Below are 20,307 nucleotides of genomic sequence, written 5' to 3' on the forward strand. Positions count from 1 at the left end.
ATCACCCGACGCCCTCATCGCCCTCGCCATGCTCAGCCTCGGCGGCCACAAACCAGTACTCCCCGGCCGGGTTTAACCCACGGTTACGACAGGAGAGCCCAAATCTCCGTCGAATTCGTTGGGCGATCGCCTCGGAGGCCGCGAGGCCGCGGTGCTACGCCTTGCGTAGGTTGTAGCGCACGCTGGCCAGCTCGGCCAGGAGAGCCGGCGGCACGCGGTCGCCGAACTTGGCGAAATACTCCTCGGTGAGGTCACACTCGGCCAGCCACGACGTGTTGTCGATGTGGAAGAGCTGCTCCACCTCGGTCGGAGACAGGTCCAGGCCCTTGAGGTCGAGTCCGCCCTCGAGCGGGAGGTAGCCGATCGGGGTGTCCTGGGCATCCGCGAAGCCCTCGATCCGGCGAACGATCCACTCGATCACGCGAGAGTTCTCACCAAAACCGGGCCACAGGAAGCTGCCGTCGGGGCCCTTGCGGAACCAGTTCACCTGAAAGATCTCCGGTGCCTTGCTGCCCAGCCCCTTGCCGACCTTCAGCCAGTGCGCCCAGTAGTCGGCCATGTTGTACCCGCAGAACGGGAGCATCGCGAACGGGTCGCGGCGCAGCTCGCCCACGGTTCCCTCTGCGGCCGCGGTCTTCTCCGAGGAGATGGTCGCGCCCATGAACACGCCGTGCTTCCAGGAGCGGGCCTGGGCCACCAGCGGCACGTTCGTCGCCCGGCGGCCGCCGAAGAGGACGGCGTCGATGGGCACGCCGCCGAACGCCTCCCAGTTGTCGGCGATGGACGGGCACTGCGCGGCGGCGACGGTGAACCGGGAGTTGGGGTGCGCGGCGGGGCGGCCGGACGCTGGGGTCCAGTCGTTGCCTTCCCAGTCGATCAGGTGGCTGGGGGTGGTCTCGGTCAGACCCTCCCACCAGACGTCGCCGTCGTCGCGCAGGGCGACGTTCGTGAAGATGGTGTTGCCCCAGACCGTGGCCACGGCCGTGGGGTTGGTGACCTCGCCGGTGCCGGGCGCGACGCCGAAGAAGCCGGCCTCCGGGTTGATCGCGTACAGGCGGCCGTCGGGGCCGGGGCGCAGCCACGCGATGTCGTCGCCGATGGTCTCGACCTTCCAGCCCGGAATCGTCGGGCGGAGCATGGCGAGGTTGGTCTTGCCACAGGCGGACGGAAAGGCCGCGGCCAGATGGGACACGCCTCCTTCCGGCGACGTGACCTTGATCAGCAGCATGTGCTCGGCCAGCCAGCCCTCGTCGCGGGCCATCACGGATGCGATCCGCAGCGCGAACGACTTTTTCGAGAGCAGCGCGTTGCCGCCGTAGCCCGAACCGAACGACCACACCTCACGGGTCTCCGGGAACTGCACGACGTACTTGGTGTCGTTGCAGGGCCAGGTGGTGTCTTCGCGGCGGCGACCCTCGGCGTCGACCAGCGGGTAGCCGACACTGTGCACGGTGTGCACCCAGGGGGCTCCGGCCTCGATCATGTGCAGCACCTTTTGGCCCATTCGGGTCATGATGCCCATGTTCAGCACGACGTAGGGAGAGTCGGTGACCTCGACGCCGAGCTGGGAGATGGGGCCGCCGAGCGGGCCCATCGAGAACGGGACGACGTACATGGTGCGGCCGCGCATGCTGCCGGCGAAGACGCCCTGCAGCTCGCCGCGCATCGCGTCCGGGTCGGCCCAGTTGTTGGTGGGGCCGGCGTCGTCGGGGTCGACCGAGCAGATGAAGGTGCGGTCTTCGACGCGCGCCACGTCCGACGGGCTCGTGCGGGCCAGGTAGCTGTTCGGACGCCACTCGGGGTTCAGGTGGATGAGCTTGCCCTCGGTGACGAGCTGCTTCGCCAGGACGTCGGCCTCGCGAAGCGAGCCGTCGCACCAGACGATGGCGTCGGGCTGGGTCAGGCGGGCGATCTCGTCGACCCAGGCCTGAAGGTTGGGATCGGTGGTCCCGGCAGCTTTGCTGGACTCGCCTCCGCCGGTCTGTACGTGGGAATTCGCGATGGTCATCTCCTGGCCTTTCGTGGTCGATCCGGCGTGACACCAGCGGTGTGAAGTCGATTTGGGCAAGTAACTTCGCCCTCTGAATCAACAATGCGGCATGAATCGCAGCCGCTGCGGAGATAGCAGCGTTAAGAAACGCGATTCTTTCACTATCGTTAAGGAATGCCAACACGCTCATCAGACCTGATCACGCTGGGACTCCGCATCCGTCACTACCGGTCTGAGCGTGGGTTCACGCTCGACCAGCTCGGCGAGCGCGTCGGCCTGGCCGGCAGCCAGCTCTCACTGATCGAGAACGGTCGGCGGGAGCCCAAACTCTCCACCCTGCAGGCCCTGGCGACGGCGCTCGACGTGCAGGTCATCGATCTGCTGAACACTGAAGCGCCGAACACGCGGGCCGCCCTCGAGATCGAGCTGGCGCGCGCGCAGAAGAACCCGCTCTACGGGGCGCTCGGCCTGCCCCAGGTGAAGGTGACGAAGGGGATGCCGCTGGCGGCGATCGAATCCCTGCTCGGCCTGCACCGCGAACTCGCCCGCCGGGCCAGCGAGGCCATCGCCACACCCGAGGAAGCCCGTCGCGCGAACACGGAACTGCGCGAGCGGATGCGCGACCAGGACAACTACATGCCCGACATCGAGCAGCTCGCCGAGGACCGGGTGCGGGCATCCGGTCACGTCTTTGGCGCCCTCACCCACCGCGAGGTGAGTGTGATGGCCGAGCAGCTCGGCTTCAGCCTGATCTACGTCAACGACCTGCCGGGCTCGACCCGGTCGGTCACCGACCTCGTCAACCGCCGGATCTACCTGCCGCCGGCCTCCATCCCCGGCGGCCACGGCCTGCGCTCGATGGCCCTGCAGGCGATGGGGCACCGGCTGCTCGGGCACGAACGTCCGAACAGCTACGCCGAGTTTCTCTGGCAGAGGCTGCAGATCAACTACTTCGCGGCCGCCTGCCTGATGCCGCAGGATGCCTCGGTCGCCTTCCTCTCACACGCGAAGCGGGAGCGCGAGCTGTCGGTCGAGGATTTCCGGGACGCGTTCGGGGTGACCCACGAGGCCGCCGCGCTGCGGCTGACCAACCTGGCCACCTCACACCTGGACATGCCCCTGCACTTCCTGCGCGTCACGGGCGACGGCGCCCTGCAGAAGGGCTACGAGAACGACGGGCTCCCCCTGCCCGCCGACGTGACCGGGTCGATCGAGGGCCAGTTCGTCTGCAAGCAGTGGAGCGCCCGCAGCGCTTTCACCCACACCAACCGCACCACCGAGTTCTACCAGTACACCGACACCCCGGTGGGCACCTTCTGGTCGGCGACCCAGACCGGGGCGATGGATGGCGGCGAGTTCTCGATCAGCGTCGGCGTTCCGTTTGCGCAGGCCAGGTGGTTCCGGGGCCGGGAGACCACGCAGCGCGCGGTCTCCCGCTGCCCGGACGAGTCCTGCTGCCGGCGCCCGGCGTCGGACATGTCGTCCCGGTGGGCCGGCAAGGCCTGGCCGAGCGCGCGCCTGCACGCCCATGTGTTGTCCCCGCTGCCCAGCGGAACCTTTCCCGGCGTCGACGACACCGAGGTGTACGAGTTCCTGGAGGCGCACGCCGCGGAGTAGGAGGCGTGCGCCTCACCTGTCGCGGGGGTTGGTTGGAACACAGGGCCCCTGCAAAGAAGGAGGTGGCCCAAGCGAGAGAAGAAGTAAGTGGCGTAATCAGGATTTGAGCAGCCGGGTCCCATACTTAAGCGAGCCCGCATCTTTTACGCGAAGGCGACGGGGGAAGCCACGGAGACGGCAACCGCGATCCTGGAGCCTAGCTTGATGCCTGACTAGCAGGAGAAGTGGAGGAGGCGTTGCCGTTCGCCCCTGTAAGCGTTACGACAAAATTCCAGCCTCCGAGGCCCGTCGGGGACTGGGTCGCCCGTGCTCGGCTCACGGACCTGCTCCGCGCTGGTGAGCACCGCCGACTGTCGTTGATTCATGCCCCGGCAGGCTTCGGTAAGTCAACACTCGCCGCACAATGGCTCGCGGCGCTGGATGCACGTGGCGTGACCACCGTGTGGCTTTCGCTGGACCGCGATGACAACAATACGATCTGGTTCTTGTCCCACCTGTTGGAAGCGATCCGACGGGTAATGCCGGAGTTGGACGACGAATGGCAGGTTCTGCTCGAGGGACAGCCCGACGATGCTGAGCGCTACGTTGTTCCCGCCCTGGTCAACGCCATGGATGCCGCCGGTGAAAACATTGTCATTGCCCTGGACGACTGGCATCTCGTCACCGATTCCCGGACCCGTGCTGTCATTCATCGCCTTCTGGATGTGGGGAGTTCCCGCCTGTCCTTCCTGATCACCAGCCGATCCAGGTCTGGGCTCCCGCTTGGTCGTCTCATGGTGAGGAACCAGCTGTTGGAAGTGGACGCGAGTTCTCTGCGATTCGACGAGGACGAGTCGCAAGCATTGTTGGTGGACATCAACGGCCTGGACGTCAACCGTGACGACCTGGCCAGCCTGCACCGGACGACTGAAGGTTGGGTGGCTGCCCTCCAGCTGGTTTCGTTGTCGCTGCGCGAAAACCACGACGCGTCCGACCTGATCCGACGGCTCTCGGGTCGGCAGAAGTCGATCGGCGAGTATCTGCTCGAGAACGTGCTTGATGCCCTCGAACCGGACGTGGTTGATTTTCTGCTGACAACATCGGTGACTGAGCGTATCTGTGCGGAGTTGGCGTCGACACTCTCCGGTGTCGTGCGGGGTCAGGCCATGCTTGAGCGTGTTGAGGCTCAGAATCTATTCCTTCAGCCGCTGAACGAAGACGGAAGCTGGTATCGCTACCATCATTTGTTCGAAGATTACCTGCGGGGACGACTCGAACGGGACTTCCCGGGGCGAGCGGTGGAACTCAACCTGGCCGCTGCGCGTTGGTTCGCATCGAACGGCTATCCCAGCGACGCCGTTGATCACGCTCTGGCAGTCGGCCAGGTCGACTTCGCAGTCGACATTGTTGAGTCGCGCGCGATGTGGCTTGTCGAGCATTCCCGGATGGCGACTTTGCTGGTGCTGGTGGGAAAGATACCGGCCAGTTCCGTTGCGGATCAGGCCAAGCTTCAGATGGCAATCGCCTGGGCCAACACGCTTCTCCACATATCGGGCGCGGCGCAGATCGCCCTCGACAAGGTGGAGGCCCTGGTTCGGTGCGACGATTCTCTCAGTCAGGATGACCGGTTTGAACTCGGTGTTGAGGCCCTGGTCGTTCAATGCTGCATTGACATGTACGTGGACAGGCTCGACCTGGTCGACGAACTAGACCAAACCTGTTTTGCAGAAGCGAACCGGCTCCGTCCCTGGATTGTGTCCGTCGCCGCCAACATCTCCACCTTCCAGAAGATCCAGGAGGGTGAGTACTCACAAGCAACCGAGCAGCAGAACTGGGCGTCACAATTTCACGCGCTCACGTCCGGACCGTTCAGCGACGTCTACGGCCGATGTTTCGCCGGTCTGGCTGCCTTCGAGCAACTCGAAGTCGACGATGCAGAACGCCTCTTCAGATCAGCAGTTGAGCTTGCACGGAGCTCCGCTGGTCGACACTCTCATGCGGCGCAACTGGCCAGCTCGATGCTCGGCCAGCTTCTCTACGAACGGGGCGCGCTGGAGAAGGCTGAACTCTTGCTTGAGGAGGCTCACGAATTGGGATCAGAAGGCGGAGTGGTCGATTTCATGATCTCCGCCTTTGCGACCCTGGCCAGAATCAAGGCCCTGCGCGGCGATCACGTGGGGGCCAGGACGCTTCTCGATGAGGGCGAAGACGTGGCCGAGACTTTAGGGCTCACCCGGCTCGGACTGTGTATCGCCGCGGAACGCATCCAGCTCGGATTCAACTTCCAGCTACCCGACCGGACTCTGCCGGCCGGTCTGCACGACGAACAGCACCGGATCGGGGATCTGGGTAGCGGCTTGGCCGAAACGAATTACAGGATCGCCCTCGCAACCGAGATTCGAGCGGCCCTATCGCCGGATGCATCTCGAGATCTGGCCACGGCCTCCGCAGAACGTGCTCACGAGCTGCTCGACCGGACGAGAGCCCGCGGCGGAGCCCGTGCGCACTTGGGCGCCCAAATCCTACTCGCTGCAACGCTCCAGCATGCGGGTCGGCGCGTCGAGGCGATGGATGCCCTGACCCCGGCCTTGGTCACGTGCAACGCACTCGGTTTGGTGCGACCCATCCTCGATGGCGGTCCGGGGTGTCTTCAGATCGTGCAGGACGTCGCAGACAGGGTGAGAGGCGGGCGATGGGAGGGACCGCAGGCCCCCGGTCTTCCAGAGTTCCTGAGCCTTCTCCTCCAGAGCGCGACTACCTCCGCGCGCCTTCAAGAGACGACCTCATCAGGCGCCCAAATTACCGGTGCAACGTTGACCGAGCGCGAACACGAGATCCTGATACTGTTGGCCCAGGGGTGCTCCAATCGTGAAATCGCCCAGACCCTTCATCTGGGTGTCAACACGGTGAAATGGTACCTCAAACGTCTTTTCAGCACTCTGGGCGTTAGCGGACGTCAAGGCTGCGTGGATGAGGCCAGGCGCAGGAAGCTGCTGTCCACTCACACGAGTTGACGCGCCGCCCGCGCCGTTCAGCTCACCGCGCGCAAATCGGCCAATCTGACCGTGCGCATTTTCTCCTCGGCCAGCCAGCCGGGTATTTCCTTCGGGGGCCGCGGGCGAGACCACAAATAGCCCTGAGCCAGGCTGCCTCCGAGACGGCGAAGCTCGCTGAGTTGTTCCCTGGTCTCGATTCCCTCGGCCACGACGTCCATCTCCAGTGCGCGCGCCAGACTCACGATGGCGTTGACGAAGGCCGGCGCCTGGGGATCCTTACCCCCGAGTCCATCGATGAAGGAGCGATCAATCTTGATGGTCTGAACGGGCAACTGCTTGAGATAGGTGAGGGAACTCCAGCCGGTACCGAAATCGTCCAGGGAGAGCCGTACCCCGAGACCGCGCAACCCAGAGAGGGTGGCGGAGGCCAGATCCAGATTGTTGATGACCATGGACTCCGTGATTTCCAGGTGCACCGCCGAGGCGTCGATGCCCGACCGAGTGATGATGTCAGACACGACCTGCACAAAATTGGCATCCTGCAACTGTCTGGCCGATAGATTGACTGCGATCGTCAAGTCATGGCACTCAGCGAGCTGGCTGCGCCAGGCCTGGACCTGCCTGAGGGCCTCAGTCAGCACCCACTCGCCAATCGCAACAATCGACCCGGTCTGTTCAGCGATCGGGATGAATTCTGTTGGTGAAATGAAACCTCGGTCGGGATGCTCCCAGCGCACGAGCGCCTCAAAGCCGACCGTTTCTTCAGTCGAGATGTCCACAATCGGCTGGTAGAACACGCGCAACTCGTCACGGGAGATCGCGCGAGCCAACTGGGATTCGGTCTCAAGCCGCATCGACGCTCGATGGTGCATATCCTCGTCGTACATCACAACGCGAGCCCTGCCGTCCGCTTTCGCCCGATACATTGCAACATCTGAATGGAGGAGCATGGAGCTGGCATCGGCGTCGGCATCATCGTCAGCAAGAACGATGCCAACGCTCACGCTGACGAAGACTTCCTTGCCCTCGAACTCGAAAGGGTCCTTGGCGATTGTGACTATTCGCTCGGCCAACCGCTCCGCATCGTAGGGCGCGATGTTGTCGCAGACGAGTACGAACTCGTCGCCGCCGAACCGTGCAAGGGTGTCGCCGGGACGAACGATCAACTTCAACCGTCGCGTTAGTCCCACCAACAAGCGGTCGCCGGCCACGTGGCCTAATCCATCATTGATTACCTTGAACTGGTCCACGTCGATGAACAGCACACCCACGTAGCCGGCGGTCCTTCGTCCTGTTGACAAAGAGCGTTCGATACGTTCGACGAGTAGCTGACGGTTTGGCAGCCCCGTCAGGGGATCGTGAAGGGCCTGGTGAGCCAGGAGGTCCTCGGCGTATTTTCGGGACGAGATGTCCTGCATATGCAGTAAGAAATAACCCGGCTCGCCGTTAACGTCAGGCACAAGGGACATCGTTAGCTGCACCCAGACCGGCTGTCCGTTGGGTCGGGCATACTGAAGTTCCGCCTGAGTATCTTCGAATCCCCCACTCAGCCAACCGGAGAACGAGGCACGATCACCCTCATGGTGTGACGGATGCCGAAAATCCTGCGTCCGTTTGCCCCGGATTTCTTCGGGAGTTCTGCCCAGTATTGTGCACAGGGCCTCGTTTACCTGGAACAGTCGCCCATCCAAATCGGCCATCCCCATGCCAATCTGAGATCGGTCGAAACCCAGGCGAAAGTTGGTCTCGGCTTCTTGTTGTCGCGCCTCAGCTAGATGCAACTCGGTAATGTCCATGATCATGCCGATGATTTTGATTGGCGAACCATCCGCGGCCCTGATGACAACTGCGCGTGAGCGCATCCAACGAATTCCCCCGGACTGCAGAATGATGCGGAAAGTAAATTCCGGGGTCGGCCATCCTGAATCGAGCCGCCGCAGGAGACTCTCCACACGATCCCGGTCCTGCGGATGTACGCACGACAGAAGCAAATCGCGCGATGCCGGCTCAGTTCCATTGCGGCCGAGGATCCGCCAATACTCATCTGACCACCATCGCTGTCCGGTCGCACTGTCGATTTCATAGCTGCCCATCCCAGCCATCTGTTGGGCCGCTGCCAGGCGTGCCTGGTCAGTTTCTGAGGCAATCTGTCGACGCTTGGACTCCGAAATGTTCCGGGCTATTCCGAAGCAGCCCGCCACAATGTTGCGTGAGTCGAAGATCGGAGAGATCGTCAGCGAAATATCGACGATGCGTGATCCGTCCTTGTGCAGTGCGACCGACTCCAAACCGATCACGGACTCGCCGCCAGCGACCTGGGCCTGCAATTCGAGTCCTCGATCCCGGCCGTCAACCGTGACGATAAGGGTCTGATGCTGGCCGATCACCTCGGGCGCCGAGAATCCGAACATCGCTTCAGCCGCCGGATTCCACACGGTGATCAGACCGTCGACGTCGTAACCAAAAATGGCATCGTCGGAGGATGCGACCAGCATCGACATCATTCGCGTCGAAGCCTGGGCCTGGGTCCGTTCGCTGATATCACGGATAGAGCTGGACACGAGCGTTCCGCTGTCGGTCTCAAAAGGACTGAGCGAAATCTCTATCGGAAACTCCCTGCCGTCGCGGTGCAGACCCAGAAGTCCAAGGTCGGGTCCCATCGACCGTGCCTGTGCCTTCGTCTTTGTCTTGGCCGAGTACTCGGATCGATGGCTCAGATACCAGCCACGGAATTCGATCGGCATGAGGACCTCGAGAGACTGTCCGAGAAGTTCATCCCTCACGTAGCCAAAAAGCACCTCCACCTGTGCGTTGACAAGAAGGATCGTACCGTCAGCGTCGACGATCACCATCGCATCGGGAGCGGACCCGAGGAGAGCGCGGAACTGGCCCTCAGACCACGTCTTGTCACCGTTCGTGTCTGCAGCGGGGCGTCGTCGCGTCGGGAGCAGGCGCTCCCGATCAGGACTCGTGTTGCGCTTTTCAGTCATGTCCTCACCGCCCGAACCTGCTCGGTCAGTTCGTAGACGGTCCCGCCATGGCCGTCAGCAAGCCACATCCCTGCGATGACCTTTCCCTCGTGGTCAAGCGGGTCAACGAGAACTGCAGGCAGCTGTTCATGCCGGTTGACCTTGAGGATCACTGTGGATCGTCCGGAGGTCACTGGGTGGTTGAGGGTCACTGTGATCGTCGACATATTCTTGCGGCTGTCTTTCGTCATGCCCGCGCTGTCGCGGGCGTTGAATCGCGAAGATGTTGCGAGGGTGTTTCGGGGTCGAGATACGGCGTGCCCTTCAGGCCCAGAATTACTCCAACCACCCGTACCCGCCGCCGGTCACGCCCGCTTCGCTCTCCTCGGAACCTGTGCCTTATCGGTTCCTCCCTGCCGCGCCGCCCTACAGGCATGCTTTCGGCGTCGAGGTGGAGCCAGGCCATGAACACTCCCTCGTGGTGGACGGCACTAGGACGAAAAGTTGTGGTGGGTCCTGTGAATGGTAACCGCGTGCCACCGCCGCATCGCCTCGAATCCAACACTGGCGGGAGTGGTTGACGAAACGGGTGGGGTGGACGTTTCGGGGGGTGACCCACCACCCGGGTGGTAAAGCCCTTCCGAGCGGCTGAGTCTGAGAGGCGCGGGATTCACTGCGAGCGGCGCCTGGAGACCCCGAACATCGCCGACTGCCCCGCACGCACCGACATCGAAAGCCCGACCAGTGGGTCATTTGACACGTGTCTACCTGCCCAAAAGTGAGGCCGGGTTCGACATTGAGGGTCTCAGCCTGTGTTTAGAATGTTCCACGGGGGGTCCGGCTCGAGGTGCCGTCATTGACTCCCGAACCGATGGGAGCGACTCGTGAGCACGATCAGGCACAGCCGAAAGAGCATGGCGACTGGCATCGGTCTGGTGTTTGCGGTCGGTATGTTGTTGCCCGCGGCATCGGCGCAAGCGGCCACCACGATTGACGGGCCCGTCGACCTCGGCGCCTCTGCGGCCTTCGGGGTCCTCGGTGCCAGCACCGTCACGAACACGGGCCCCTCCGTGATCAACGGCGACGTGGGAGTCAGCCCGGGAACCTCGATCACCGGCTTCGGTGGCGCTCCGGACGGCAGCTTCACCGGGGCACTGCACCAGACGGATGGGAGCGCCGGCGCGGCGCAAAGCGACGTGACAACGGCGTACAACGCGGCCGCGGGCCTCACCCCGACCACGTCCGGTGTTGCCGAGCTCGCCGGCTTGTCGCTCAGCCCCGGTGTGTTCGCCGGTGGTGCACTGTCCCTGGCCGACAATGGCGTGCTGACCCTGGCGGGCAGCGCGACATCCGTGTGGGTGTTTCAGGTCGACAGCACCCTGATCATCGGGTCGGGCAGTCGCATCGAGGTCACCGGCGGCGCGAGCTCCTGCAACGTCTTCTGGCAAGTCGGCAGCTCAGCAACCCTCGGAACTGCGGCTCAATTCGTGGGCACAGTCATGGCGAACCAATCGATTACGGCGACCACCGGAGCCACCATCGCGGGCCGCCTCCTGGCGAACACCGCGGCGGTGACTCTGGATTCCAACGTCGTGACCGTGCCCACCGGCTGCGCGCCGACCGGCACCGTGGCCACGACCGATAGCCCTGCCTTTACCTCGCGCACGCCGCCGCGGGCCACGGTCGGAACCCCCTACGCGTTCAGAGTCACGGCCACCGGGACGCCGGCCCCGACGTTCGCCATTTCCCAGGGCGCACTCCCCGCCGGCCTGCGGCTCGATGGCGGCACGGGAGCGATCACCGGGATGCCCACAGCGGCCGGAACCTCCACGTTCACCATCACGGCCGTCAACAGAGTAGCCCCGGCCGTGTCCGCGGCCCATGAGGTCATCACCAGCGCAGCTGGACCGGCCCTGCCGCCCTCAATTTCGACGGACACGACCGCCACATCGGCAGTTCCCCCCTCCACGACGGCGGGTGCCTCTGTCCCGCTTCCGGCCCGCCAGCCCACGCTCGCGGCCACCGGCAGCGAGGTCGGGCTTCCGATCGGCGGCGGCGCGTTGCTGCTGGCTGCGGGCGTGATGCTTCTCAGCATCCGTCGCGCGCTCCGAAGGGTCACTCTGCGCTAGTGGTGGAGCTCCCTCCGGAGGGGCGATTGTCGCGCCAAACCTAGGGCAAGCCCCGGTCGCGTTGCCCACTTGGAGAACGGGATCGGCGGGATCTCGCCGGCGGGACCGAACGGAACCCGACCCCTGTCCGCAGCGACGTCATCACGCTAGGCTCTGGCCGGGATTCCGAGCGAAGGAGAACGCGGATGGGCTCAACGACCGATATCTGGGATGATATCTGGCTCTTCTTCTGGACCTACGTGTTCATCGCCTATCTGACGGTCATGTTCTCGATCCTCGCGGACCTGTTCCGTGACGACACCCTGAGCGGGTGGGCGAGGGCGGCCTGGGTGCTGTTCCTCGTCTTCGTGCCGTTCGTGACCGCCCTCGTGTACCTGGTCTCCCGCGGCTCGAGCATGCGGGAGCGGCGGGTGCTGCGGTCGGCGCCGTAGCCCGGGACCGGGCGGGCGCCCGGGGTGCCGGCTGCGCCACACACCGAATCCGCGGTTCCCTCGTCGGCCGGAGGTGCGCAACAACCGGCACGGATGCCCGGAGCGCACCGACTGCACCCCACCCTCTCCGACGGAGCCTTCCCTGGCTGAACCTCTCTGGCTAACCTCCTGTGGCGAACTCAGGAGATCCTGGCAAAGTGGCAGCGCGATCCGCACTGGTCTGTGGCCGCAGCAGGGCGGGCGCAGGGGTTTTCCTGAGTTAGCCCCGTCCCGTCCCGCCCCGTCCCCGGCCCTGCCGGGCCACGTGCGCCGAGCCCACCCGCAGCATCCCTCGCGCCCCGCCGCCCCTCACGCCCACGCCGACCTCGACCGGGTCCTAACCGCGGTGATTTTCGCGAAACGCCGCTGGCGGCGCCTTGGAATGCGGCGGGTTGTGAAAATCTCCGACTCAACGTGCGCGGGGCCCGCTACTCTGCAGGGCTGCAGCAGCGGGCCGAGTCGGATAGCGACCGGCGCGCCATCGGCCAGCTGGCTGGCTCAGGAGATCCAGTCGCTCTGGCGGAGCATTCGCACTGGTCTGTGGCTGACCTTCTGCGGCTAACTCAGGAGATCCGGGCGATCTTGCGGGGCGATCCGCACTGGTCTGCGGCGGCAGCGGGGCGGGCGCAGGGATTTTCCTGAGTTGGCCCCGGGCAGGCCGGCGGTGCGGGGCGTTCCTGTGCGGGCGGGCAGCGGCGGGTCAGGCGTGGGGCGCGGCGAAAGCCGTGGCCGTGCCGCGGGCGGTGAGGTTGACGCTGCTGCCGACCACGGTGCCGGTGGTGCCGTGCTGGCGCACGTGGATGACGGTGCCGCCGGGAGCGTGAAGGGATCCGGTCGAAGCGGAACCGGCCGACAGGGAACCGGCCGAAAGGGAACCGGCCGAAAGGGAGCCGGCCGACAGCGACCCGATCGAGTCAGACCCCGACGAGTTAGGCCCTGTCAACGCGGAACCACCGGAGAACAAGCGCACGGCGAGCTGCACTTCGGCCCCGTAGAAGTCGACGGCCTCGACCCGGCCGGTGCAGGTCGGGGCGCCCGGGGCATCCGTCGTCTCGCAGTGTTCGACGATGATCTGCTCGGGGCGGAGCATGATGCAGGCGTCGCCGCGCAGGGCGGTGGGAGCCACGGCGACCCGGCCCAGCGCGCACGACGCGAAGCCGTCGTCGATCGTGGCCGGCAGCACCACGGCGTCGCCGAGGAACCGGGCCGTGAACAGGTCGACGGGGCGCCAATAGACCTCGCGCGGCGGGCCGACCTGGCCGAGGTGGCCGTCGCGGAGCACCGCGAGCTGGTGGGCGAAGCTCATGGCCTCGGCCTGGTCATGAGTGACGAGCACGGTGGTGATGCCCGCGCGTTCGAGCGTGGCGGCGACGATGTCGCGGGTGGCCGCCCGCAGCCCGGCGTCGAGGGAGGAGAAGGGTTCGTCGAGCAGCATCACCCGCGGCCGGCGGGCCAGGGCCCGGGCCAGGGCGATGCGCTGCTGCTGGCCGCCGGAGAGCTCGTCGGGGCGGCGCGCGGCGAAGCTCGGGTTCAGCGACACCATCTCGAGCAGCTCGTCGACCGCCCGCGCGCGCTGCCGGCGGGTGCCGCCGCGGAGGGCGGGGCCGAGGCCGAACGCGATGTTCTGGCCCACGGTGAGGTGCGGGAACAGCGCCCCGTCCTGCGCCACGAAGCCGATGCCGCGCCGGTGCGCCGCCACGGCCACGCCGGGTGCGGCGACCGTGCGCCCGAGCACGGTGATCGTGCCGGAGTCGGGCAGTTCGAACCCGCTGATCAGGCGGAGCAGGGTGGTCTTACCCGAGCCGGACGAGCCGACGACGACGGTGCGGCTGCCTTCCGGCACCGAGAGGGCGATGTCCTCGAGGATGCGGGTGCTGCCGAAGCTCTTGTTCACGCCGCTCAGTTCAATGGCGGGGCGTTCACTGGCGGGGCGTTCACTGGCGGGGCGTTCACTGGCGGGGCTTTCGAGATCACTGGTTGCGCGTTCGATGGTCGGACTCTCGGTTTCGGCGGTACCGGCGGCGGGGCGCTCGAACTCGGTCACGAGACGCTCGTCAGTCGGGAGCGGGCGAACAGGAGATAGGTGACCGGCAGGCTGAGCACGATCATCAGCAGGGCGTACGGCGCCGCCCCGACGTAGTTGATGTCGTTCACCTTCGACCAGAATTGGATCGCGAGGGTGCGGGTTCCGTTCGGGGCCAGCAGCAGGGTCGCGGTCAGCTCGGTCACGATACCGAGGAAGACCAGGGCGCCGGCGGCGAGGGCCGACGGCACGAAGAACCGTGCGGTGACGCTCAGGAACGCGGCGACGGGATGCTTGCCCAGCGAGCGGGCGGCCTCTTCCAGCCCGACCGGCACCTGGGCGAGGCCGGCCCGCAGGTTGACCAGGGCGCGCGGCAGGAACATCATCAGGTAGGTCACGATCACCAGGATCGTGGTCTGGTAGAGCGGCTGCACGAAGCGGATGCTGACGGTGACGAGCGCGAGGGCCGTCACGATCCCGGGCAGCGAGCTGGTGAGGTAGTTGACCGATTCGAGGCCGCGGGACAACCGGCTCGGGTAACGCACCGCGAGGAACGCGATCGGGAATGCGAGCAGGCAGGTGACCGCCGCCCCGGCGAGGCCGTAGCCGACGGTCTGCAGGAGCGCCTGGCCGACGACCGCGTCGGCCCAGACATCCGTGCCGCCCTGCACCAGCCAACGGATGACGCTCGAGAACGGCACGCCGATCGCCAGCACGAACAGGCCGCCGAGGAACAGGTAGCCGACCGGGGTGAACGCGCCGAGGGAGCGCCGCGGGGTGACCCGGGCCACGCCGGAGCCGATCCGGGCGTACCGGGAACGGCCGCGGGCGCCGGACTCCCCGATCAAAAGCACCAGGCAGAGCAGCACGAGCACGCCGGCCAGCGCGTTCGCCGCTGGGCCGTTGAACGTGGACCGGTACTGCTCGACGATGGCGGTGGTGAACGTGTCGAACCGGATCATCGCGAACGCACCGTACTCGGAGAGCAGGTGCAGCCCGACCAGGAGCGCGCCGCCGAGGATCGGCAGCCGCAGCTGGGGCAGGATGACCCGGAAGAAGACGGCCCAGGCTCCGCTGCCGAGCGACCCGGCGGCCTCCTCGACGGTCGGGTCGAGGCGCCGGAGCGCGGCGGCGCAGGGCAGGTACACCAGCGGGAAGTAGGACAGCGTCGCGATCAGCACGCCCGACCAGAGCCCGTGCAGTGAGGGGACGGCGCTCACCCAGCCGTAGCTGTTCACGAAGGCGGGAACCGCGAGCGGGGCGGCCAGGAGCACCGCGAACACCTTCGCTCCGGGCAGCGAGGTGCGCCCGACGAGCCACGCGGCGCCCACGCCGATGGCCACGCAGAGCGGCACCGTGATCAAGACGAGTCCGATGGTGTTGACGAGCAGCTCGCCGACCCGCGGCCGGAAGATCAGCGCCGAGAGCGCCGGCCAGCCGGTCAGTATGCCGGTGACGATCACATACCCAAGCGGCAGCAGCCCCAGCAGGGACACGGTGCCGGCGGCAGCCACGATGAATGGTGAGGGCCGTTTGGGGACCCGAGCCGGGGCATCCGTGCGCGCCGAACCGGCCCTGCTTTCGGTCGTGCCGACGGCACTCTCGGAGGCGGGGCCCTGGCTGTCGGGCGCCGTGTTCACGGTCGGAGGAGCTGCGGGTATCACCACTTTCAGCCTAGAGGAATCCGGCCTGGGTCATCAGCTCGGTGACCTTGGTGCTGTTCAGGTGGGACGGGTCGATGGCCGGGGCCTCGAGTTCGCTGAGCGGCATCAGTGCCGGGTTCGCGTCGACGCCGGCGGAGACCGGGTACTCGAACGAGGTGCCGGTCTTGAGGATCTCCTGGCCGGACTTGCCGGTGACGAAGGCGAGGAACGCCTGCGCGGCGACGGGGTTCGCGCTCGTCTTGAGCACCCCGCCGCCGGACACGCTGACGAACGCGCCCGGATCCTGGTTCTTGAAGTAGTGCATCTTCGTGGTCGAGCTGTTCTCGCCGGTTCCGGCCTGGTCGCCGAACCAGTAGTAGTGGTAGATGACGCCGCCGGGGATCTCGCCCGCGTTGACGGCCTTCATCACCGTGCTGTTGCCTTTGTAGACGACCGCGTTGTCTTTCATCGCGGCGAGCCAGGCGCTCGTGGCCTTCTCACCCTTGAGCTCCAGCAGCGCGCTGACAATCGCCTGGAAGTCGGCGCCGGAGGGCGAGGCGGCCCAGCGGCCCTTCCACGCCGGGTCGGCGAGGTCGAGCAGGGAGGCCGGCAGCTCAGCGTCGCCGAGCAGGCTCGGGTTGTACGCGAAGACCGTGGAGCGGGCGGCGATTCCGGTCCAGGTGCCGGTGGACGGCTGGAACTGCTCGGGCACCTGGGCGAGCGTGTCGGCGTCGACCGGGGCCAGCAGGTCGGCGTTGTCGACCAGGCTGATCGCCGGCGAATTCTCGGTCAGGAAGACGTCGGCCTTCGAGGCCGACCCCTCCTGCACGAGCTGGTTGCCCAGTTCGGAGTCGTCGCCGTTGCGGAGGACGACGGTGACGCCGGTCTCCTGGGTGAACTCGTCCGCCCAGGCCTGGGTCAGTTCCTCGTGCTGCGCGTTGTACACGGTGATGGATCCCGATGGGGTGGCGGAGGCGGTGTCGCTGGATTCCGGTCCGGATGCCGCGTCGGGCGACGCGCACGCGGTCGCTCCGAGCAGGGTGGCTGTTCCCAGCGCGGCGATCATGGCCCAGTTGCGTGTCAAAAGCATGATGTTGCGTGTCCCCACTGTCGGCGCTGTCGGCGGGCCTCACCCGCTTGTCTTTAGGTAAGCCTACCCTAAAAAAGCACGTCGGTGAGGTCTCCGAGGGGACGCACAGGGTCGGCGGAGGCGCGGGGCCGGGGCCGGCACTGGGCAGTCGGTCCCGGCTCTTGGTTCAGCGGGATCAGCGGGATCAGCGGGATCAGCGGGATCAGCGGGGCGGCATCCGGATGGCGCCGTCGAGGCGGATGGTGTCGCCGTTGAGCATCGGGTTCTCGACGATGTGCCGAACGAGCGCGGCGAAGTCGACGGGGTCGCCGAGGCGTGCCGGGTGCGGCACGGATGCGGCGAGGGATTCCCGCACGTTCTCGGCCATGCCGCGCAGCATGGGCGTGTCGAAGATGCCGGGGGCGATGGCCACCACCCGGATCAGCGACCGGGCGAATTCGCGGGCCAGCGGCAGCGTCATTGCGGCGACGCCGCCCTTCGAAGCCGAATACGCGGCCTGCCCGATCTGCCCGTCGAACGCGGCGACGGATGCGGTGTTGACGATCACGCCGCGCTCCGCGGTGCCCGTGTCGCCGGGGGCTGCGCCTGCGTCGTCTCCTGCGCCTGCCGCGTCTGATGCGCCTGCTGCGACTGCTTTTTCTGCTGGAGCCGCGCTGCCGCCGATCGGCTCCGTCTGCTGCATGGCCGCGGCGGCCAGGCGGATCACGTTGAACGTGCCGACCAGGTTGATCCGGATGACCCGGTCGAAGTCCGCGAGCGGCAGCGGGCCGTCGCGCCCGACCGTGCGGCCGCCCGGCGCGATCCCGGCGCAGTTGACCACGATGCGGAGCGGACCGAGTTCGACGGCCGCGTCGACCGCGGCCTGCACGTCCTCTTCCCGGGTGACGTCCCCGGGCACGAAGCGGGCCTGGCCGCCGAGCGCCGCCGCGGCCTCCTCCCCCGCGGCTCCCGGCAGGTCGAGCAGCACGACTGCAGCGCCCGCGCGGGCCAGGGCGGTGGCGGTGGCCAGCCCGAGGCCGGACGCGGCGCCGGTGACGAGGGCGGAGCATCCGTCGATGCGCATCTCAGAGCCTCTCGATGATCGTCGCGTTGGCCATGCCGCCGCCCTCGCACATGGTCTGCAGGCCCCAGCGGCCGCCGGTCAGCTCGAGGTGGTTGAGCAGGGTGCCGAGCAGCCGGGTGCCGGAGGAGCCGAGCGCGTGGCCGAGGGCGATGGCGCCGCCGCGGGGGTTGAGGAGGGCTGGGTCGGCGTCGAACTCCCCCAGCCAGGCCAGCGGAACGCTGGCGAAAGCCTCGTTCACCTCATACGCGTCGAGGTCGTCGATGCTCAGGCCGGAGCGTTCGAGGATGCGCCGGGTCGCCGGGATCACGCCGGTGAGCATCAGGAGCGGGTCGCTTCCGGTCACCGCGAAGCTGTGGAACCGGGCGCGCGGGTTGAGGCCGAGCTCATCGGCCCGCTTGGCGCTCATGATCAGGGCAGCGGAGGCCCCGTCGGTGAGCGGGGACGAGTTGCCGGCGGTGATGTGCCAGTCGAGTTTCGGGAAGCGGGCGGCGAGGGCATCCGTTCGGAATGCCGGCGGCAGCGTGGCCAGGGAGGCGAGCGTGGTGCCGGGGCGGATGGTCTCGTCGTCGGTGACGACCCGCCCGCCCGGCAGGGTCACCGGCCGCAGCTCGCCGTCGAAATCGCCGCGCTCGGCGGCGGCCGCGGCGAGGCGGTGGGAGCGGGCCGCGAAGGCGTCCAGCTCGCCGCGGCCCAGGCGCCACTGCTGGTTGATCAGCTCGGCCGAGACGCCCTGGTTGACCAGGCCCTGCGGGTAGCGCTCGTGCATCAGGGTGCCGTGCGGGTCCTGGCCGGGTGTCCCGCCGGACCCGCGTCCGAGCGAGCTGCCCAGCGGCACACGACTCATCGACTCGACGCCGCAGGCGATGACCACGTCGTAGGCGCCGGCCATCACGCCCTGGGCGGCGAAGGTGACGGCCTGCTGGCTGGAGCCGCACTGCCGGTCGATGGTGGTGCCCGGAACCGAGTCGGGGAAGCCGGCGCTGAGCAGGGCGGTGCGGGTCACGTTGTAGCCCTGCTCGCCGACCTGGCTGACGCAGCCGCCGATCACGTCGTCGACGAGGGCCGGATCGAGGCCGTTGCGGCTGACCAGTTCGCTCAGCACACCCGCCAGCAGGTCGGCCGGATGCACGCCCGACAGGGCGCCCCCCGGCTTGCCTCGACCTGACGCGGTGCGCACGACATCGACAATGACAGCCTCGTTGCTCATGACCTCAGCCTAGGCTTCCCGCGCTGCCGCCACGCTGAAGCGCGGGCGGGCGGGCGTGTGGCGGAGATCATGGCGCGGCGGTCGGCGTGGGGCTGACTCAGGAAATCCGGCACGGCATCCGTCGTTCTGTGCCTGCCGCCGCACTGGTCCGGGGGCCGGCGCAACGCGATCCCGCGGATCTCCTGAGTAAGCCCCCGGCGGCCACCGCCTAACTCCTGCGAATCGGTGCCCGGAGTCAGCCGGACAGCGCCCACATGGCGACGGCGCTGGCCGCGGCCACGTTGAGGGAGTCGATGCCGTGCTTCATCGGGATCTGCACCACGCTGTCGGAGGCCGCCAGGGCGTCCGGGGTGAGGCCCTCACCCTCCGCGCCGAGCAGCAGGGCCAGCCGGTCGTGTTCGTGGCCGGGGAAGTCGCGCAGGCTGACGGCATCCGCGCTGAGTGCGAGCGCGGCCACGTGGAAGCCGTGCCAGGTCAGCAGCGCGCGGGTGCTGGGCCAGTCGCCGACGCGGGTCCACGGCACCTGCAGCACGGTGCCCATCGAGACGCGGATGGCGCGGCGGTAGAACGGGTCGGAGCAGCGGGGCGTGACCAGGATCGCGTCCGCGCCGATCGCGCCGGCCGAGCGGAAGATCGCGCCCACGTTGGTGGGGTCGGAGACGTTCTCGAGGATGACGATGCGGCGCGCGCCGGCGAGCAGCGCGTCCGGCTCGGTCAGGGCCGGGCGGTGCATGGCGGCGATCACGCCGCGGTGCAGCACGTAGCCGGTCAGCTCGGCCAGCAGCTCCCCCGGGCCGACGAAGACGGGCACGTCGTTGCCGACGAGCGCGCGGGCCTCGTCGACGGTGTTGCCGAGCGCGAGCACCGAGCGGGGGCGATGCCCGGCCCGCAGCGCGCGCTCGAGAACCAATGCCGACTCGGCTATATACAGTCCGTGTTCGGTGCCCCGAGCCTTCTTGAGGGCGACGTCGGTCAGGTGGGCGTAGTCCACGAGACGCGGATCGCTGAGGTCGCTGATCTCGATGACGGGCATCCGCTCAGTCTAAGCGCGGGCCCGGGCGGGCGCCGGCGCGCGGTGCCGGTGCGCGGTGCCGGTGCGCGGTGCCGGTGCGCGGTGCCGGTGCGCGGTGC

General features: G+C 67.1%; 13 protein-coding genes. 4 read left to right on the forward strand and 9 right to left on the reverse strand.

Annotated features, from left to right (window positions below):
* Window positions 1-154: 154 nt before the first annotated feature.
* Window positions 155-2,008, reverse strand: a complete 1,854-nt coding sequence (locus tag E3T42_RS16390; RefSeq protein WP_134403398.1) for a phosphoenolpyruvate carboxykinase (GTP) — start codon at window positions 2,006-2,008, stop codon at window positions 155-157.
* Between the two features lie 156 nt (window positions 2,009-2,164).
* Here E3T42_RS16390 and E3T42_RS16395 point away from each other — a divergent pair, with 156 nt between their 5' ends.
* Both E3T42_RS16395 and E3T42_RS16400 read left to right on the forward strand, forming a co-directional pair.
* Window positions 2,165-3,607 carry an XRE family transcriptional regulator gene (locus E3T42_RS16395; protein ID WP_134367123.1) on the forward strand — a complete coding sequence of 481 codons (1,443 nt, stop codon included), beginning with the start codon at window positions 2,165-2,167 and terminating at the stop codon, window positions 3,605-3,607.
* A 224-nt stretch (window positions 3,608-3,831) separates the two neighbouring features.
* Window positions 3,832-6,600, forward strand: a complete 2,769-nt coding sequence (locus E3T42_RS16400; RefSeq protein ID WP_134367125.1) for a LuxR C-terminal-related transcriptional regulator — start codon at window positions 3,832-3,834, stop codon at window positions 6,598-6,600.
* A 17-nt stretch (window positions 6,601-6,617) separates the two neighbouring features.
* Here the strand turns inward: E3T42_RS16400 and E3T42_RS16405 are convergent, their stop codons facing one another.
* On the reverse strand, window positions 6,618-9,572 hold the full coding sequence (locus tag E3T42_RS16405) for an EAL domain-containing protein (RefSeq protein WP_134367127.1): 2,955 nt from the start codon (window positions 9,570-9,572) through the stop codon (window positions 6,618-6,620).
* Window positions 9,569-9,802 (reverse strand): hypothetical protein, encoded by a 234-nt coding sequence (locus E3T42_RS16410; protein ID WP_134367129.1) that lies wholly within the window; start codon window positions 9,800-9,802, stop codon window positions 9,569-9,571. The genes E3T42_RS16405 and E3T42_RS16410 overlap by 4 nt, the downstream gene beginning before the upstream one ends.
* A 633-nt stretch (window positions 9,803-10,435) precedes the next feature.
* Between E3T42_RS16410 and E3T42_RS16415 the strand changes: the two genes are divergently transcribed.
* Both E3T42_RS16415 and E3T42_RS16420 read left to right on the forward strand, forming a co-directional pair.
* Window positions 10,436-11,680: an ice-binding family protein gene (locus tag E3T42_RS16415; RefSeq protein ID WP_134403399.1), complete on the forward strand. Its 1,245-nt coding sequence runs from the start codon at window positions 10,436-10,438 to the stop codon at window positions 11,678-11,680.
* Between the two features lie 185 nt (window positions 11,681-11,865).
* Entirely contained in the window at window positions 11,866-12,111 is a 246-nt protein-coding gene (locus E3T42_RS16420; RefSeq protein ID WP_134367133.1) for a hypothetical protein, read from the forward strand.
* A 739-nt stretch (window positions 12,112-12,850) separates the two neighbouring features.
* Here E3T42_RS16420 and E3T42_RS16425 read toward each other — a convergent pair.
* The 6 genes from E3T42_RS16425 to E3T42_RS16450 all read right to left on the reverse strand — a co-directional run bounded on the left by E3T42_RS16425 (window position 12,851) and on the right by E3T42_RS16450 (window position 20,209).
* Window positions 12,851-14,194: an ABC transporter ATP-binding protein gene (locus tag E3T42_RS16425; RefSeq protein ID WP_370262717.1), complete on the reverse strand. Its 1,344-nt coding sequence runs from the start codon at window positions 14,192-14,194 to the stop codon at window positions 12,851-12,853.
* Entirely contained in the window at window positions 14,191-15,837 is a 1,647-nt protein-coding gene (locus E3T42_RS16430) for an ABC transporter permease (protein ID WP_370262719.1), read from the reverse strand. Before E3T42_RS16430 ends, E3T42_RS16425 begins: the two co-directional genes overlap by 4 nt.
* 10 nt (window positions 15,838-15,847) lie before the next feature.
* Window positions 15,848-16,906 (reverse strand): iron ABC transporter substrate-binding protein, encoded by a 1,059-nt coding sequence (locus E3T42_RS16435; protein ID WP_198416039.1) that lies wholly within the window; start codon window positions 16,904-16,906, stop codon window positions 15,848-15,850.
* Between the two features lie 202 nt (window positions 16,907-17,108).
* On the reverse strand, window positions 17,109-17,969 hold the full coding sequence (locus E3T42_RS16440; RefSeq protein WP_134367135.1) for an SDR family NAD(P)-dependent oxidoreductase: 861 nt from the start codon (window positions 17,967-17,969) through the stop codon (window positions 17,109-17,111).
* A gap of 1 nt (window position 17,970) precedes the next feature.
* Entirely contained in the window at window positions 17,971-19,176 is a 1,206-nt protein-coding gene (locus tag E3T42_RS16445) for a thiolase family protein (protein ID WP_134403400.1), read from the reverse strand.
* 235 nt (window positions 19,177-19,411) lie between these two features.
* Window positions 19,412-20,209 carry an RNA methyltransferase gene (locus E3T42_RS16450; protein WP_134403401.1) on the reverse strand — a complete coding sequence of 266 codons (798 nt, stop codon included), beginning with the start codon at window positions 20,207-20,209 and terminating at the stop codon, window positions 19,412-19,414.
* Window positions 20,210-20,307 lie beyond the last annotated feature (98 nt).

The organism is Cryobacterium sp. TMT4-10 (assembly GCF_004403275.1).
In the GTDB taxonomy this organism is placed as follows: domain Bacteria; phylum Actinomycetota; class Actinomycetes; order Actinomycetales; family Microbacteriaceae; genus Cryobacterium; species Cryobacterium shii.